Source organism: Shewanella colwelliana ATCC 39565 (assembly GCF_000518705.1).
GTDB classification, from domain to species: domain Bacteria; phylum Pseudomonadota; class Gammaproteobacteria; order Enterobacterales; family Shewanellaceae; genus Shewanella; species Shewanella colwelliana.
On sequence record NZ_JAEC01000005.1, the window covers coordinates 102523 to 119798 of the forward strand.

The window sequence follows — 17276 nt, forward strand, 5'->3', positions numbered from 1 at the left end:
TTAGATTTTTAATTTCAATGCATTCTCAACTGCTATTGAGTGAAACGTAGTTCTGGTTCTATGATAGAAGGATAATTATTATAATAATGATGGACAGTTAGATTAATGATGAATAGTAAATATTTGGTTGGAGAGTGCGAATTAGACTGTAAGTTAATGTCGTTAAACTATCAGCAAAACACCATCAAACTCTCGTCTAAAGTTTACCAACTCTTGCTATTATTCATTGAAAATCGTGACAATATTGTCTCTCGCCAGCAGGCTATCGACACGATTTGGTTGGGTAATGAAGGCGTAGGAAAAAAAGGCTTCACCAATGCTATCTGGGTCATTAGAAAGACGTTCAAAGAGCTAGGTATACAAGATGAAGTTTTCACGACGCTACCCAAACTCGGCTACCAACTCACGCTCCCAGTCACTCAACACCAGTCAGCCGTTACAGCGCACAGCCAGCAGCGAAAAATGCTTGTTATCATCCTCCCATTACTCCTTATTGCCACCCTTGTCGCGCTGGTTGTTTACCTCAAGCCCCCCCAAGCAATCACTCCCCCGACAAGCGTTGCGCCGACAGCCTTTGTAAAACCAACTAAAACAAAGGTCACTAATTATGAAGGGGTTGAAGAGCATATTGCGGTCTCCCATGATGGCAAGAGACTGGCTATGCAATGGCGTACCGACACGCTCACTGGCAAGCTCTACATTAAAAATCTGACCCAAACAGACTCACCGCTAACGCTCATCTCTTTTGAGAACAATGAAGAAGCGTCACCAGCTTGGTCCAGCGCAGATGATAAGCTCGCCTACGTCCGCATCGCTAAAGGTGGTGAATGCCAAGTACGAGTCAAAAACTTAATTGATAATACCGATGCACTCGTTGCATCCGATTGCTTCTATATGCCCTATAAACGTGTCGTCGCATGGTCGAGCCATGACGACAACAGTTTGGTCTATTCCAAGCAGTATGGCGACAACGTCAGTCTTGTCACTCACGATTTAACCACTGGGATCAGCCAACAAATTACCTTCCCACAACGCAATGAGATCGACTACGCACCGAAATGGCTACCCAATGATAACCAGCTTGCATTTATTCGCGAGAGCGGCACCTCAACCCTAGCCAGCCTGGTTATACAAGGCCTAGATGGCACTACCCAACAGCTCATCAGCAACAATGCCAGTATTGTCGACTTTGACTACTCGGCCACAGACAATCTGTTTTACATCAACAATGTCGATGGCGCGAACGCCATCATCTCTCGAATCTACGCTGATGGAACCCCGCTGCCACCACTTCAGCATGTGGGGCTGCCCAGCAGTATCACCCTATCTGACATCAATAAAACCTTGTATGTCACTGAGCATATTTCCAAAGAATATATCGCTCAACAATCTTACGATGAGAAACAAACGCTGCGCCGAATATCCTCCTCCTCTCGTGACATGTACGCCAGATACTCAGTCACCAACGACGACATATTATTTATGTCTAACCGCTCCAAACTCTGGTCTGTTTGGAAAAACAATCGCGTTAGCAGCAAAAATTTAACTAAAAACTTAGGCAATGTAACTGTGCCGGCAATATCGCCGATTAACACAGATTTCGCCGTCAACATCAATGTCGATGGACGCTCAACCCTGTTTTTAGGCGACATCAACTCAGAAACCTTTAGCACAATCGACATCAATGGACTTGAAGCAGATAACCTTAGCTGGTCTAAAGATGGTGAGTACCTCTACTTTAAAGGCTCAACTAAAGCGTTAACCGCCATCTATAAGTTGCATGTAAAGTCTGGAGAGCTGCAGCAAATCATTCAAAACAATGGCGTTTACAGTGTTGAAGGTGAGCGTGACTCTGTTATTTATCTGTCAAAATTCAATGAGAATGGCATTTGGCGCTTTGATGTCGAAACCAGTGAATTGACACAAATAACAGACAAATTAGCCAAGTTTGATTTTGGCTCCTTCTACTACGAACAGGGTTATATTTATTACCTTTCTCGCGAACACCAACTCGATACTGTCGAGCGGATTGCAGTCACCGCTGATGCAAACGTCGACATCATTGCAACCTACCCAGCAAACTCAGTGCGCAAATTTTTCGGGCTTTCTGCGGCAGATAGACACTCATTTCTGGTCACTTTAAAGGTCGCGAATGAAGCTGATGTGTTCGGCTACGCCCTCTCCGCCAACACAGAAAATGTAAGGTAAACATTTAAATAGTAAAGGATTAGTTTTTAATTAGATAAATTGTATGCCTTAAAAGAGCAAAAAACGGCTAATAATTGAGCCACCTCTTGTTGAGCCTGTATCACCTACAGGTTATTAAATTGTGACAGTCACCTCAGCAATGACACAACAATATAACAACAAGAAGGAATGGAAATGAAATTTAGAAAATGCACGCTCGCATTATGCGTCTCCACCGCCATCCTATCGGGTGCTCTGCAGGCAGAAATTCAGACTGAATCGATATCAGCATTTACAAGTGGCCAACAGCAGCAACGCGCAACCTATACCTTGTATTTAAATAGTGCGTCGGCCATCGAACTCCAGACTAAAAAGAATAACTATAAGCAACGCCTTAAACAAATCAGCAGCTTTCAAGACCAAGTTTTTAATCTAGTTAAAGCGATTGACCCTCAAGCAACCCTCGTTGCTCGCTCAGGTCTGGTGGCCAACATTATTACTGTTGAATTGCAACACAGTTCACTTGAACAAGTTAAAGCCATCGACGCCATTGAGCAGATTTTCAATGCAGATAACTCTTCAAGCATTAAGCTAAACCAAAGTGTCAAAGCCACAGCGCAAGATACATCGGTGATGGCTGATGAAGAGATCGCCTTACTGAGTCCATACACGGCTAACGCGTCGGCAGGGACAGGTGTCAGCGTTGCTATTATCTCAACCGGTATCGATTACACCTTACCAATCTTTGGCGGGTCTGGTGTTTATGGTGAAAACAACGATCCTGAGACCCCGCCACCAGCTGGTAGTTACTTAGATGCCTTAGAGCACGGTGCCATAGAGTACAACGGCTTTCCGACCGCAGTCGTTGGCGGTGGCTGGGACTTCTCTAGTGAGAACGCCGGTAATGACGCCAACCCAATCGATCAAAACCTCAGTTATGAGTCGTGGAATGGTTGGACCTACCCAACGGGCATGGGGACTGAACTTGCTAGTATCGTTCATCAACTCGCGCCAGGGGCCACGCTACACGCGTATAAAGTGTATAACGTATCGGGCGCGAGCTGGGACCCAAGCTATATCACTGCATCGGGGCCGACGCTGGCTAAAATAGTTCAAGCCTTTGAGCACGCACTGGACCCTAACCAAGATGGCGACACCTCAGATCATATAGATATTGCACTATTAGAAGCCTCGGGCGCTGGGGCATTTTTCAATATCGACGGCAATGCCTCGGCTAATTTACTACAGCTTTTACTTGAACGAGTGTCTGCACAGGGAATGACTGTGATCACCCATGCTGGCGACCTCGCTGAATATTCTCTGTACGGTGACGCACAAGCAAAACACCGCAATTGGATTTCAGCAGAAGGCAGTGCAACCTCTGCGATAACTGTCGGTGCGGTAAACTACGCAGAAGACGGTGAAACCCTGATTGTTCCATCATGGGCTGCAATGGGACCAGTTCGTGGGTCACAAACCTTAAAGCCAGAAATCATCACCTTTACCGACAATCAGCCGGTAGCAAAAATTTCTAACGCCGACGATGCAACCGCAAAATATGGTACACGGTCAGGTTCAATGTCTGGCGCAGCCAGAATCGCCGCCGCTGCAGCCGTCATAAAGAGTCAATTTCCTGGTTTTGGTCCAGCAGAAATCAAAGCCTTACTGGCTAATACCGCCAATATCAATAGCATTTTGGAGAGTGACGAAATTACGCCCGCTGAGATCTACTCTATCGGCCATGGTGTTGAAAATATTGATGCCGCAATTAGCTCACCATTAGTGGCTTGGGACTCAAACTCTAATCAACCTTATGTACAGTTTGGTATGCATGAAGTGGCTGGCAGTAAAACCCTTCACAAGAATATCACCGTACGTAACCTGTCTGATACTGCGCAAACTTACCACTTATCGTTCAAAATGGTCGGTGATAAAGCCGCCCATGCCGCACTCGCGATTACCCTACCTGAATCGGTAAACATTCCGGCCAACTCAAGTGTGGTTATCCCCGTCACTATGATGCTTGAGGGAGCTAAATTGCCGCAGTGGCCGTTAATGATGTCGGCGGATCATAGTGATGCAAACCTAAAAGCCACTGAGCTAAATGGCTACATTAGTCTTACGTCTGAAGGAAAACCAGAAATCAATCTAGGCTGGATGGTTAAGGCACGTCATAGCACCACCATCACTAAACGCCCTAACGCTACGGAATTTCCCACCTACCTAGGTTGGAACCCTGATACCTATCAAACAGATTGGGATCACCTTGCATGGGGGCAAGCGTTATACCCTGACGATGAGTTTGGTAATGGCGGCTATCAAGGCTACGTGGCTTCATTTATCAATGACTCACAGAGTGAAACAACATTCCATGCTTACCCGTTAATTTTACAAAACGGTGACGTTCGTGACGACCTAAAAAATGTCAAAGGCCACATGATTAAAGCTGTCGGTGGCGCTATCTTTGACGATGCCATGTGCAGCGTAACGGGCAAAAAACTCAACATCGCCGTGAGCCTATTTGATCGCGCAGACGTCGCACTGGCTAACTTCCAGGAACGCGGTCCACAGCTATTTACCTACGATCTGTTTTTCGAATCTGTGGTACTTGAAAACAACTGGCACGAGAGCTTTGAAGGGGCTTACCTATGGGATGAAGCTCAAATGGTCAACCAGCCACGAATTGCACTCAATGCAAAGGGGCAGCCAACAACCTATGTCATTGATTACAAAACGCCATATGACTACAACAATCCAAATGGACGCCTAAAAGAATCGACCTTGCCAACCTATTTTGCCAACAACGGTAAAAATGTTGTGTCGCAAGTTTGTCTCGAAGATCTATTTCACCATGAATTGGATAGCGTCGAAGATTTCGACCAAAACTTTGGTTTCCATATTCAAACCGATCGCCATACTGGCACGGAGATATACGAGCCAATCGCCCAATTTAATCCAATCAAAGGCGGCACCTATTCGGTAGAACAATCTTGCTACTTCGATTGGTTTTCCGGCGAAGAGGTCTGTAGCGATATGGTCAATGACCGCTCGGTACACGTAGGTTTTGCAGCGATGGTTCCAGAGGCTTCACTCGGTGAGTTAGCCTTTACTCCCACTTATACCGCGCAGCCAGGTGAAGAGATCTATATCGCCTCTGTAGGTGCTTCAGAGTTAGGCGGTATTGGCGCAATACCAGAGCCTAAAGGTTTTATGGTCGTCAGTGTCAACGATGACTTTATGCAGATAGGCTATAACTCAATGCTGGATAACGACGGTTCTATTGTCGCCAAAGCCAAAGCAAACCAGACATTTAACCTTGAAGAGAACGTTGAAGTGGGGACCATTATTGGCAAAATTGAATTAGACACACAGGGCTTCTTTACTTACGGCTCTACTTCATTTGAACCATTACAGATCCACATTACCAATACCTTAATTGGTACGCCGTTTGCGATTAATCAAGACACGCATGAGTTATACGTGATTAACCCTACCGCAATTGATTATGAAAATATTAGAGAGTTTGAACTAAAAATCACCGCTCAAAAAGGCAACACACTTGGTGAAACGGAAACGGTCAAGGTGATGGTGACCGACGCCAATGATATTGCCCCAGTGGTTGACGAGAAAGTGGCCGCTTCAATGCCGACGCCACAACTGAGCTTCAAACAAGGCCAATCAGCCAGCTTTAGCATCGATATCGCAGGTCTGTTTACGGACGTCGAAGGCAATAGCCTTAGCTACACCCTAGAGGGTTCAAGCTTTACCGCACTGTCTATCTCGGGTACCGAAATCATCGGTGAGCTTGATAGTGAGGGATCACATCCACTCACAGTAACTGCCTCTGATGGCGTTCATGAAGTCAGCCATAGCCTAAACGTGACGTCGACATTTGAGCCAGAAAGCGATAGTGGCGGCAGTTTGGGGCTACTATCTCTGTTGCTTGCAGGCCTCATGACACAGCGTCGCCGTCGCTAACGGGTTAATCAGCTAATTGATTCTATCCCTTATAGGGAAAGCCTCATTCGGGCTTTCCCTCTCTAATAATAAAATAGGTAATCAAATGAAATTAAGTCGTAGATATTTGGTTCTTAGTGCAGTGAGTTCTGTACTGGCATTTTCAAGCCAAGCTGATTCTGGCAAGCCACTTAACACCATCAACCCTGGCGAAGAGAAAATAAAACTCGAACGCGCCAGCAAACAACGCACCGACGGCATGTACTTTGTACGCCTAAAAGAGCGTGCCTTAGCCAGCTATGACGGTTCAGTTAGCGGTTATGCGGCCACCAGCCTCAAGGTCAATCAGGCCAATAAAACAGCCTCTGGGGTGTTAAACCTAACATCTCAAGCTAGCATCAGTTACAAGCACTACCTGCAGAACAAGCAGGCACAAGTGACTCAACGATTAAGCAGCAAAATTAACCGCACCCTCAAACCATCGCAGCAATATCAGGTCGTCGCTAACGCCTTTGCGGTGCAACTTGACACAAGTGAAGTAAAAACCATTCTAAAAGATAGCGACGTGATGAGTGTCGAGCCGGTTGGTATGCATTTTATTCATACCTCAACCGGGCCTGAGTTCGTCGGTGCAAAAAAAGTATGGCAGGGGGTGAATGAGCTTCCTGGCACCAAAGGTGAAGGCGTTGTAGTCGGTATTATGGATACAGGCATCAACGCCAATCATCCATCTTTCAAAGCCATCAGCGATGATGGCTATGCGCACATCAATCCGTTGGGTGAAGGCCAATATTTTGGTGATTGTCAGCAGTATCCAAAGTTCTGCAACAACAAGCTAATTGGTATCGTCAGCTATAAAGAGCTTATCGATCATCGTGCCAGCGTAGCCGATAACCTTGACGATGCCGCGTATGATGATTTAGCCGATAAAGCCAAAGTGGGTTATGACTTCCACGGTCACGGATCACACGTTGCTTCCACCACCGCTGGTAACATCGTTAATAACGTTAACTATTATCTACAAGTCCAAGAAGATGATGACACCATTATCGCTGAGAAAAGCGCATTCGAATTTGATGCCATCAGCGGCGTCGCCCCACGTGCCAACATCGTCTCCTACCAAGTCTGCGACGATGTAGGCGCTTGTTACCCAGAATTTACGATTCAAGCCTTGGAGCATGCCATTGAAAATGGTATCCAAGTGCTCAACTACTCGGTCGGCGGTTCAGCCACCGATCCCTGGAGCTCAGTCAGTGCCGAGGCCTTCCTAAACGCTCGTGAAGCCGGTATCCATGTGGCAACCGCAGCTGGCAACGCGGGTCCCACGGCGAGCACATTAGGTTCACCAGGTAACGCGCCATGGGTGACCACTGTTGCGGCTTATAGCCACAATCTCAGCTTTGATGAGAAAGGATTAACTGATTTTAGTTCTGTGGGGGGAGAATCGTTAGCAGACCTATCTGGTCGCGGCATTACCAAAGGTTTTACTGGTAAGCTTGTTCAGGCTAAAGATCACAACCCTGATAACGCAATGTGTACCGAGCCTTTTGACGCCAATACATTTACCGCTGATCAAATCGTTGTCTGTGAACGCGGCGTTAATGCCCGTGTCCGTAAAGGCATTAACGTCAGAGAGGGTGGAGCTGGCGCAATGATTCTGATCAACTTGGCTGGCGGCGCAGATACCGTGAATGATGACAACCATGTGATCCCAGCCATTCACTTAAATGATGTAGATGGCGAGCGACTGACTCATTGGTTAGCAACTGGCAGCGATCATCAAGCAACCATCGCCGCGAGTGTAACCAGTACAGATGATGCGCTCGGTGATATTGCAGGGCCATTTACCTCTCGCGGGCCTAACCTGCCCTACCCGAACATTTTTGCCCCAGATATTGCAGCACCTGGCGTCGATATCTATGCCGCCAATGCTGAAGATAGAGTGTTTAAGGATCAACTAGGCCATATTCCATACGTCTCGTTTTCTGGTACCTCTATGGCTAGCCCACATGTGGCGGGGGCACTTGCGCTAATTAAAGCTTCATTCCCGAATTGGACACCGGCGCAAGCGCAATCGGCAATCATGTCGACAGCCCATCAGGTGACTTATCAAGATGATGATTACGATGGCGTAAAAATACGTTCTGATTTCTTTATTCAAGGGGCGGGCAGCTTGCGTATTCATGCAGCCTTGAAAGCCGGGTTATTGCTAGATATCACCAAAGATGAGTACCTTGCAGCTAACCCTGAAATCGGTGGTAACCCTAGTGATTTGAATACCAGTTCCATGGTCAACAATGAGTGTATTTCAAACTGCACTTGGACACGCACAGTTACCGCAACTAAAGACAGCACGTGGACTGCCAGTTATGAGTACTTAAACGAAGGCTTTACATTGGAGGTCACGCCGTCTCAATTTTCACTGAAAGCCGGAGACACGCAGCAACTGACGATTAAGGCGACTGCCAACGTTAACCTGGTTGATGAATGGGTGCATGGCTATATTAACCTCAACAATGCCGATGCCACCATGAGCGACACCCACTTGCAAGCCACCATAGGCTTTAAAGCGGGACAGATCATCGACACGGTCTCAGCCAAATTAAACAACCTTGATAATACAATTGAAATCAATGAGATAACGACCTCCGGAAGTAACGATCTGCAAACCAAAGGTTTTGGATTATTCAAGTCACAAAGCGTTACCGGAACCGCCATCGGTGCCTCTAATGATGCAGAACGCAATACCCCAGCCTATAACCAAGCAGTGCTCTTTACCACCACCACGGTCGTGAAGCCCTATACCAAGCGACTCATTGTCGAGATCACAGACACCACCGCGCCAGATATGGACTTATACGTGGGTATTGATGAAAACAATGACGGCAAAGCTGACGTCTACGAAATGTATTACTCATTAGTCTGTGTCAGCGGCGCAGTAGACTCAAACGAGCGGTGTGTCATCGAAACGCCTACCACTGGTAACTATTGGATATTGGCACACAATTTTGAGGGTACAACCGCAGATGAACCTGATGAGGTTACTGTCCGCTTGACCCAAGTAAATTACAGCAGCCAAGCCAGCTTTGATATTGAGGCTCCATCAAGCGTTGCTCAGGATGAAGTATTCAACCTAACCGTGACGGTCAATGGCTATCTGGATGACAGCCAAACCTTAATGCCACTAGAAGAGGGCGAAGTCTACTATGGTCTACTTGAGCTCGGCACCACCGCGAACCTGGTTCGCAATATCGGTGGCACGCTGATTAAGGTTGAAGGTCTAGCGCCCGTTGAAATCCCACTCAATACTGCGCCCACAGTCGCCAACCCACTGAGCCATGTTGACACCGAGCTAACCAATACCGGTAGCGTGGCGTTCAGTGTTGATTTAACCGATGTATTTGCCGATGCCGAAAATGACACCTTAGCCTACAGGGTGTCAGGCCTAGATGCATTAAGCATTGACGGCATGACCTTATCAGGCTCATTGACTGAAGCTGGCACCTTTGAGATTGTGGTGACCGCCAGTGATGCAGAGTTCTCAGTATCAACGACCTTCATCCTAACGGTTGCCGCAGCCCCTGAAGTGCTTCCTCCTGTCATTGTCGAACCGAATCAAAGCGGTGGCGGCGCATTAGGCTATGCACTATTGATGTTGATCATTGCTGCAGGATGGCGAGCAAGAAAGTAATCCCCCCACCCATTTAGCTCCTATGGGCTTTACAATCGACCAACAGGGATGTTGGTCGATTATTTTTACCTTGCTGCCAACCACCAAGCTTGTAAGACGCTGCCTGTCCGGCCTAGCGTCTATCGGCTTTTTTAACAAAGTCTCTCGCACTTTGCTTGTTTAGGCTGCGTCGATTGGCTTGTTTATCTCTAGGAGCTCGCTTACGTGTGGCCATTTCGCTGGCCGGTTTATCGGTCACCATGAACCCCGCTAACGGCTCAGGTGCTAATACCCGCTGTGTTAGCGCGGCGATCGCCTCTAGATAACTCTGTTCACTGTGGCAAATTAACGATATCGCTAACCCCGACTCGCCAGCGCGCGCAGTGCGTCCGATACGGTGCACATAAACTGGGGCACTCGTGGGCAGATCCAGATTTATCACCACAGGTAAGGCCTCAACATGAATGCCGCGAGACAAGAGATCTGTGGTCACTAACACCCGCACCCGCTGCGCTTTAAAATCGGCCAAGGCTTGCTCGCGCGCTTGCTGATTTTTATCACCGTGCAATGCAGTGGCATCGATTCCCGCTTTGAGCAGCTTTTTGAGTAATTTGTCAGTGTCATCACGACCATTAACAAACACCAATACCTGGGGCCATGACGATTGATTCAACAAGGCAATTAAGGCCCTAGCTTTATCCCCCTTATTGATTAAGTACACGCGCTCAGTGACGTCGTTAGCAGCAGCGCGCTCAGGCAATATCTTAATATGTTGCGGCTGGAATAACAGTTTGTCTGTTTGCACCGTTAAATTGGCCGCCATAGTAGCGGAAAACAGCAAGGTCTGGCGACGCGCGGGCATATAGGTCATCATGCGCTCAACATCGGGCCAGAAGCCCATCTCCATCAGCCTGTCGGCCTCATCCAGCACTAACTGCTTGAGCCCCTCAAGCTGCAACGCTTGTTGCTGCAACAGTGCTAGCAGCCGACCGGGAGTAGCTACCACCAGCTGTGGACAGGTAACTAATTCAGCGCGCTGCGCTTCAATATCAATGCCGCCGCACAATACGCTGACCTTAATGCCAAGCCCTAGGGCCACTGGTTGCAAAGCTGTGGCGACTTGCTGTGCCAACTCCCTTGTCGGCACTATCACCACCCCTTGCACATAACCGGCTGACACGTCGATGTTTTGCAGCAGTGGCAGGCCAAAGGCATAGGTTTTGCCACTGCCGGTTTGGGCCAGCGCAATTAAATCGCGCCCGGCCAAAATAACGGGCACCGCCAACTGCTGTATCGGCGTTGGGGTGGTGAGTTCGTGAGGCAAATTGTCGATGATTGCGGCGGTTAGCTTAAGGTTAGCGAACGTCATGATGAAAACACTAAAAGAAACAGACACGCAGTTTACCACTGTTAACCACACATTACGTCGCTAGGCGGATCAGACATTGTCACCCGTCCTTTGGGATATAAGATGGCTATGCCAAACTGCTATCAAAACTGCTATCAAAACTGCTATCAAAACTGCTATCAAAACTGCTATCAAATACGGTTATCGCGAAAAGAACTGTTAAAAAAGCGCTTCTATCTGCTTTTTGCTCCCTCGCCCATCAATCAATATCATGTCAATGGCCCTAGATGGGCGTATTGGCTAGCATCTAGAGGGCTAAATTGTTAGGGTGGCCCTAATTTAATTTTGATTGTCCCAAAGCTGTATTAAAGGAATGCCCTATGCCACGCTTTATCTTGCCACTACTGGCCCTGTTACTGGTCACGTTTGCTCCTCAACTCGTCGCTGCGGTTGACCCCCAGCCCACAGCAACAACAGATGTGGTGACTCACTCAGACCTAGACCTATTAGACAGACCACTGATTGAGCGTTATATCTTGGATGAACTCAAAGCCCTAAGAATGGAGCAGCAAGATTTAGAGCGCCGGATGACAGTAGATATCACCGACCGCGAGTTGGCGGTTGCCGACAAGTCGCTTAACTACGCCAATGTCACTGTGACCTACTTCTTTTATATCATTGCGGGTGTCGCCTCGTTGATCGCCTTTATCGGTTGGCAATCATTGCGTGAAATTAAAACCAATACCGCTAAGCTCGCTGCCGAGCAGCTACAGAAAATTACCGAGCAATATGAAGAGAAATTTAAAGAGTTAGAGCACGACCTCAAACGTAAGAGCCGCATTATCACCAAGAACAACCGTGAAATTGAGATCATCAACGAGATCCATACCCTGTGGTTACATGCTCAAAGTGCACAAACCCCAGAGCAAAAAATTGATGTCTACAATGAGATCCTCTCCATTCGTCCTGGCGATTTAGAAGCCATGACCTACAAAGCTGATGCCGCCATGGAGATGCGCGAGTTCAACTGGGCATTAAGCCTATGTAACCGCGTACTTGAGGTCGATGGTGCCAATGCCCACGCTCTGTACCAACGCGCCTGTGCATTTGCCTGCTTAAGACAAGAAGACCGCGCCCTATCAGACTTAGAGCAAGCCATTGAAAACAGTGCTTCATTTAAGGAAGTGGCCGCCAACGAAGCCGACTTTGCCAACCTAAGAGACAACCCTAAATTTGATGTCTTGATATCATCAAGCGAGTCCTAGTATCGACTGTTACCTTTGAATGAAGGTTGGTCATTTTTAACATTTGGCTTGGAAGCGGCTATTTTGAAGGTCGTACCTTCATTGCTACTTAACGCCTGTCGGGCGGGTGCAGTGCATGGAAGCACCAATGTCGTGATCACAGGGATGTGAGGGAACGACGAATGTGCAAACACTTCTGCTACACGGTGAGTGAAGCGTAGCTTCGAGCCTACGAACGAGAGGCAGGGTGAGCTTGGCGACAGCCATATACTCGCGAACGAGAGACAGGGATGTCGAACTGGCATTTGTATATGGATATATTTTGCCGAACTGGCTTTTAGACATGGACATTGTACAAGCACAATCCCTGTGTGCTCTGCGCCAGCATCTGATGTGAATGGATTCACAAATGCCGCGATGACACGGATGTCAAAGAGCGGCCATGCTGGCAAAGGCCGCAGCCGCGTTTACACTGGGTCATTTCGTATCTTCGATTTAACCGTGTGCGTATCTGTCGGTTTAATCCAAGCAAAAACATTTTTTGCTACAGTATTATGCACTCTGGCAAAGGCCAAAACCGCGTTTACACTGGATTATTAACTCTCTTCGATTTAACTCTATTGTGGGCGATTGAGAAGGAATCTTTGGCCTAATTTTTATTTACAGGTGATTTGAAAGTCGAACCTTCGTGGCAATTTATCGCCTGCCCGGCGGGGGGATGTGCAGATACTGCTTCGGGACGCTGTACGCCATCCATGGCCGCTTAACGAAAACATCCATGTTTTCGATACCCTCTGCCGCATCTACACTGGATTATTAACTTTCTTCGATTTGACTTCATTTGATACTGTCAATGAAGTGCTAGCTGACATTTTGCTGAGTGCTCATTTATTGAATGTGTTTGAAGGTCGTACCTTCATTGCTACTTAACGCCTGTCCGGCGGGTGCAGTGCATGGAAGCACCAATGTCGTGATCACAGGGATGTGAGGGAACGAAGAATATGCAAACACTCTTTTAGCTCGCCGAGATTCCATCCATGGAGGCTCCACGGCGACATCCTGTCGCCAAGGGCCAAAACCGTGTTTACACTGAGTATCTAACGTCTCTTCGATTTAACTCTATTGTGGGCGATTGAGAAGGAATCTTTGGCCTAATTTGTATTTACAGGTGATTTGAAAGTCGAACCTTCGTGGCAATTTATCGCCTGCCCGGCGGGGGGATGTGCAGATACTGCTTCGGGACGCCGTACGCCATCCATGGCCGCTTAACGAAAACATCCATGTTTTCGATACCCTCAATCTGCACTGGGTCATTTCGTCTCTTCGATTTATCCGCGTTTGATACACCTTGATACAAGCTACTATTTTTACTGAAAAAAATTGCAATAAAATGTGACACAGCTTGTTGAATACTCGCTATAAAATAGATTAAAGTGTCACCAATCAAGGACAGAGCTAGGCCAACTCGACTCAAACATCGACCACGCCATTCAGGGAATGAAAAAGCCAACCACCATGCGCCAATCAAATCCCTTAAAAGTTTACTCTGCCCCCATTTATTTACATGCTTGGTCTCCTACCTTACAAGGTAGCGTACCTTGCTAGGTCTCACTAATAAGTCGTTAACCCTCAAGGAGAGATTGTGGCATTACTCGCGGGATTGGATTTTCATTTTGACTTAGACTTTGAGGAGGTGCCTCTTAAGGAGGCGGAGCAGTATTTTGAAGTATTAACATCAAAGTACGCAAATCTCATTTTTGATCAACAAACAAAGATCTATGTGCGACTTCAAGAAGGAAGTCTTAAGGTCACTCTAGCTGTAGTTGGTGCTCTGTACATTGGCATTGGTCAATATGGTTCATTCCGTTCTGGTATTGATTACATGATCAAAGATGCCAAATCATTGATAAGTTTGGTTACTAGTGAAATAGTAAAAAATGGAATGAGTGAAGCGGATATAATCGAAAAGAAAAAAATGCACTGTGATCCCGATAAAATTCGTCGTGTGTTGCTTGCAATAGATCGCCTTGAATCAAAACCCAAAATATCTAAATCTGATCTTAATAAAGAGTTATCAAAGATAAGAGCATCAGTGCGGAATATATGTAGCTCATTAAGTGAAGAAGACGCTGGTCTTTTTGCAATTTCAATTAAAGAGGCATATTGGCCGCAGGATAGAGAAATCCCCCATTTCGTCGAGCGTTACAAATTAGTGGCTAGGGAAGAAGATATTATGCACGATCCAGTAGCAAGTATTGAGCAACCGAGGGTTAACAAAGCATTGCTGCGAACAAGCCGCTGAATGCGGCGTTAACCCTCATTGAGCACTGTATAAATACTCAACTAATCCCTTATTATGAAATGGGATATCATACATATCAGTATGTTATTGAAGAGTGACCAAATGTCAGAAGTACAGAGAAAAGAAAACGAACTTTGCATCAAGATTGACTTTGAAAGAAACTCACGAAACCCTCAGCGAGTTTTCAACTCGATGAGTCACCTCATATCATCGGTTGAAGAATTTCACTCTTGCTTACTTAGCTCTGTTTCTGCTGAAACCAAATCAAACTTTCTTCTATCGGACATCAACGAGGGCTCGATCAAGTCTTGGTTATGCCCTCAAATAGATGGTGATGTTACGAATGAACAAAAAGGGCGTTTAACAAGCTTTCTTACTTATTGTACTGATCTAGTCATATCGTTCATCTCGGATAAGAATACAATTGAATCCTTAGAGGTATTGGCAAAACTTGAAGATGAAATTGCTACAGCGGCTGAAGAGTTTAATATCGAGGAATTTCCAAATGTCTTTTCACTAGATCGCCATAGGCTATTGAAGGGTTATACGGAGCTTTCTCAATCAACATCTGATTTAAACAGTGTTGATCAAGTTTACTTAAATTCCCGAGGAAAAACTCAAAAAATAAATAAGAAGTTCCATTTAACCAAAGAAGATGTTGAAGCTATCTTGATTGAACAGATAGAAAAGAACACTACAACAGAAACTTTGGTCATAAAGAAAGCTGACTTTATAGGTAAGTCTATGTGGGACTTTTTGCGCAATAAATCGACTATATCAGCCCGAATAACACATCAAGAATGGCTGGATAAGTTTCATTCCCGCCAAGAGATTGTTGCCCCTGGTGATGGATTGCTGTGTGATCTTGTTACTACCGCTTACTTTGATAAAAGTAATAACTTAATCGACACAAAGTACGAGGTTATTCTTGTCCACAAGAAAGTTGACGTACTTAATTTACAGCAAGAGTTAAAATATGACAGCTAGTAAATCTAATCAAAATGCGTGGTTAATTCTGCTTTCAGAATACTTGTTCATTTTCTTACCATTTTTAGTGATTGGCATTATTAAAATATATAAGTCTGACTTTTCAACATTCTTTCAAGCTGCGGATTGGAGTTTTGCCGCATCAATTTTATTTGGTCAGGTCATAGTAAAACTTGTTTCTGGCTCCGTTATTCATAAACATGCTCAGTGGCAAAGAGTCGTTGTGTTACTATCTTTTATCCTAGTGCTAGGGTTGGTACCTAGTTTAATTGTTTTGGCGCTAATATTGATTGACGGTGGTGTTTCAGAGTTTTTGGTCAATATGCAACTTGGCTTATTTAGTTTAGCCTCGTTGGTGTTTTTTCTTGTCGGTAGTGCTGCGCATACAATGATAGATGAGGGTTAACAAACATTTCAGAGTGATTCACCACGCTTTGCATTTTGGGTTTGAGTCTAGTTCAGTGTTTACGGTGTTCAAATTGAATGCAGAGGTTGAGTGGTTCACACCTTAATTGGGCACTAGCACATAGAAAAATTAATCTGAAACTCATCAATATGGAACTAAAGTTCTAACACGAAAATGTCAAAAAATTGGTGCATCCATGCTCTGCACCTGCTGCCAAGCAATTGATTAACAATGAAGCATTGGTCTTCAGTAAGCTTGACTCTATCCCAACTCAAATACCCATGCTTACCAAATGCGGGGAAATCGAAGAGAGATAATAACCCAGTGCAGATGCGGCAGAGGGTATCGAAAACATGGATGTTTTCGTTAAGCGGCCATGGATGGCGCATAGCGTCCCGAAGCAGTATCTGCACATAAGCGAGCCGCAGGCTATTCATAGCAATGAAAGTTCGACCTCCAAACACATTCCCCGCCGGACAGGCGATTGATAAACCAAGAGGCTATGGTTCAGAACCTCCTATCCAAGTACCTAAGTCAGGTAGACGCTACAACCAAAAATATTACCCAATTTGTTATTCGACAAATCCCCTCCCCTATGGTTTAACACCCCACTTTTAGTGTAAAATCTCCCCTTTCGTCAATCATTCAGTCAGACTCAGCCAACATAGAGCCAGATAATGCCTAACGCCTTGTTTTACCTGATGCCAGAAACATCCTCTGTAGCAGAGCAATCAGCTGCCGCAGCAAATACGGTTACATCGGCAACGGATGACGTTTACCGTTTGGCGTGCCAACTTGCCGAAACCGCCTATAAAGCGCAGCAGTTGGTGTATGTTCACTGTAATGACCAACAACAGAGCTACGCCATTGACGAAATTTTATGGCAATTTGAACCCACAGCATTTGTGCCCCATAACCTAAAAGGTGAAGGGCCAACGGGCGGTGCGCCAGTGGAAATTGGCTTTGATAAGCTCGGCCCCAATAAAAATCGTCATCTTCTGATTAATCTTGCAGACCAAGCGCCGCAATTTGCGGTAAACTTTGGCCAGATTATCGACTTCGTTGCTAACGATGCAGCCATGAAAGCGACCGCCCGCGATCGTTATCGTCAGTATCGCGAGTTAGGGATCGCCCTAACGACCCAACAACCAATTAATTAGTTTGAGAAGCACACG

10 protein-coding genes are annotated in these 17276 nt (G+C 46.1%); 9 read left to right on the plus strand and 1 reads right to left on the minus strand.

The genetic code is table 11. The features are described from left to right. Positions 1-108: 108 nt before the first annotated feature. The 3 genes from L876_RS0102400 (at position 109) to L876_RS0102410 (ending at position 9835) form a co-directional block, all read left to right on the plus strand. Positions 109-2208, plus strand: coding sequence for a winged helix-turn-helix domain-containing protein (locus L876_RS0102400; protein WP_211237641.1), 2100 nt, complete (start codon positions 109-111; stop codon positions 2206-2208). Between the two features lie 174 nt (positions 2209-2382). After that, complete coding sequence (locus L876_RS0102405; RefSeq protein ID WP_028762333.1) at positions 2383-6165, plus strand: S8 family serine peptidase; 3783 nt, start codon at positions 2383-2385, stop codon at positions 6163-6165. A gap of 85 nt (positions 6166-6250) precedes the next feature. Then, positions 6251-9835 carry a S8 family serine peptidase gene (locus tag L876_RS0102410; protein ID WP_028762334.1) on the plus strand — a complete coding sequence of 1195 codons (3585 nt, stop codon included), beginning with the start codon at positions 6251-6253 and terminating at the stop codon, positions 9833-9835. 112 nt (positions 9836-9947) lie between these two features. On the opposite strand, the gene L876_RS0102415 is transcribed toward L876_RS0102410, so the two are convergent. Beyond that, the gene (locus L876_RS0102415) at positions 9948-11183 is read right to left on the minus strand and encodes a DEAD/DEAH box helicase (protein WP_028762335.1); all 1236 of its coding nucleotides are present in this window, start codon (positions 11181-11183) and stop codon (positions 9948-9950) included. 359 nt (positions 11184-11542) lie between these two features. Between L876_RS0102415 and L876_RS0102420 the strand changes: the two genes are divergently transcribed. From L876_RS0102420 to L876_RS0102455, 6 genes are all read left to right on the plus strand, one after another. Then, positions 11543-12427, plus strand: a complete 885-nt coding sequence (locus L876_RS0102420; protein ID WP_028762336.1) for a tetratricopeptide repeat protein — start codon at positions 11543-11545, stop codon at positions 12425-12427. Positions 12428-13126: 699 nt separating this feature from the next. Then, positions 13127-13336, plus strand: coding sequence for a hypothetical protein (locus L876_RS22665; protein WP_156029361.1), 210 nt, complete (start codon positions 13127-13129; stop codon positions 13334-13336). Between the two features lie 712 nt (positions 13337-14048). After that, positions 14049-14708, plus strand: a complete 660-nt coding sequence (locus L876_RS0102435; RefSeq protein WP_028762338.1) for a hypothetical protein — start codon at positions 14049-14051, stop codon at positions 14706-14708. Between the two features lie 102 nt (positions 14709-14810). Beyond that, positions 14811-15695 carry a hypothetical protein gene (locus tag L876_RS0102440; RefSeq protein WP_156029362.1) on the plus strand — a complete coding sequence of 295 codons (885 nt, stop codon included), beginning with the start codon at positions 14811-14813 and terminating at the stop codon, positions 15693-15695. Further along, positions 15685-16101, plus strand: a complete 417-nt coding sequence (locus L876_RS20905) for a hypothetical protein (RefSeq protein ID WP_037427829.1) — start codon at positions 15685-15687, stop codon at positions 16099-16101. Before L876_RS0102440 ends, L876_RS20905 begins: the two co-directional genes overlap by 11 nt. 677 nt (positions 16102-16778) lie before the next feature. Further along, entirely contained in the window at positions 16779-17261 is a 483-nt protein-coding gene (locus L876_RS0102455; protein WP_028762341.1) for a DNA polymerase III subunit chi, read from the plus strand. The last annotated feature ends 15 nt before the right edge of the window (positions 17262-17276 follow it).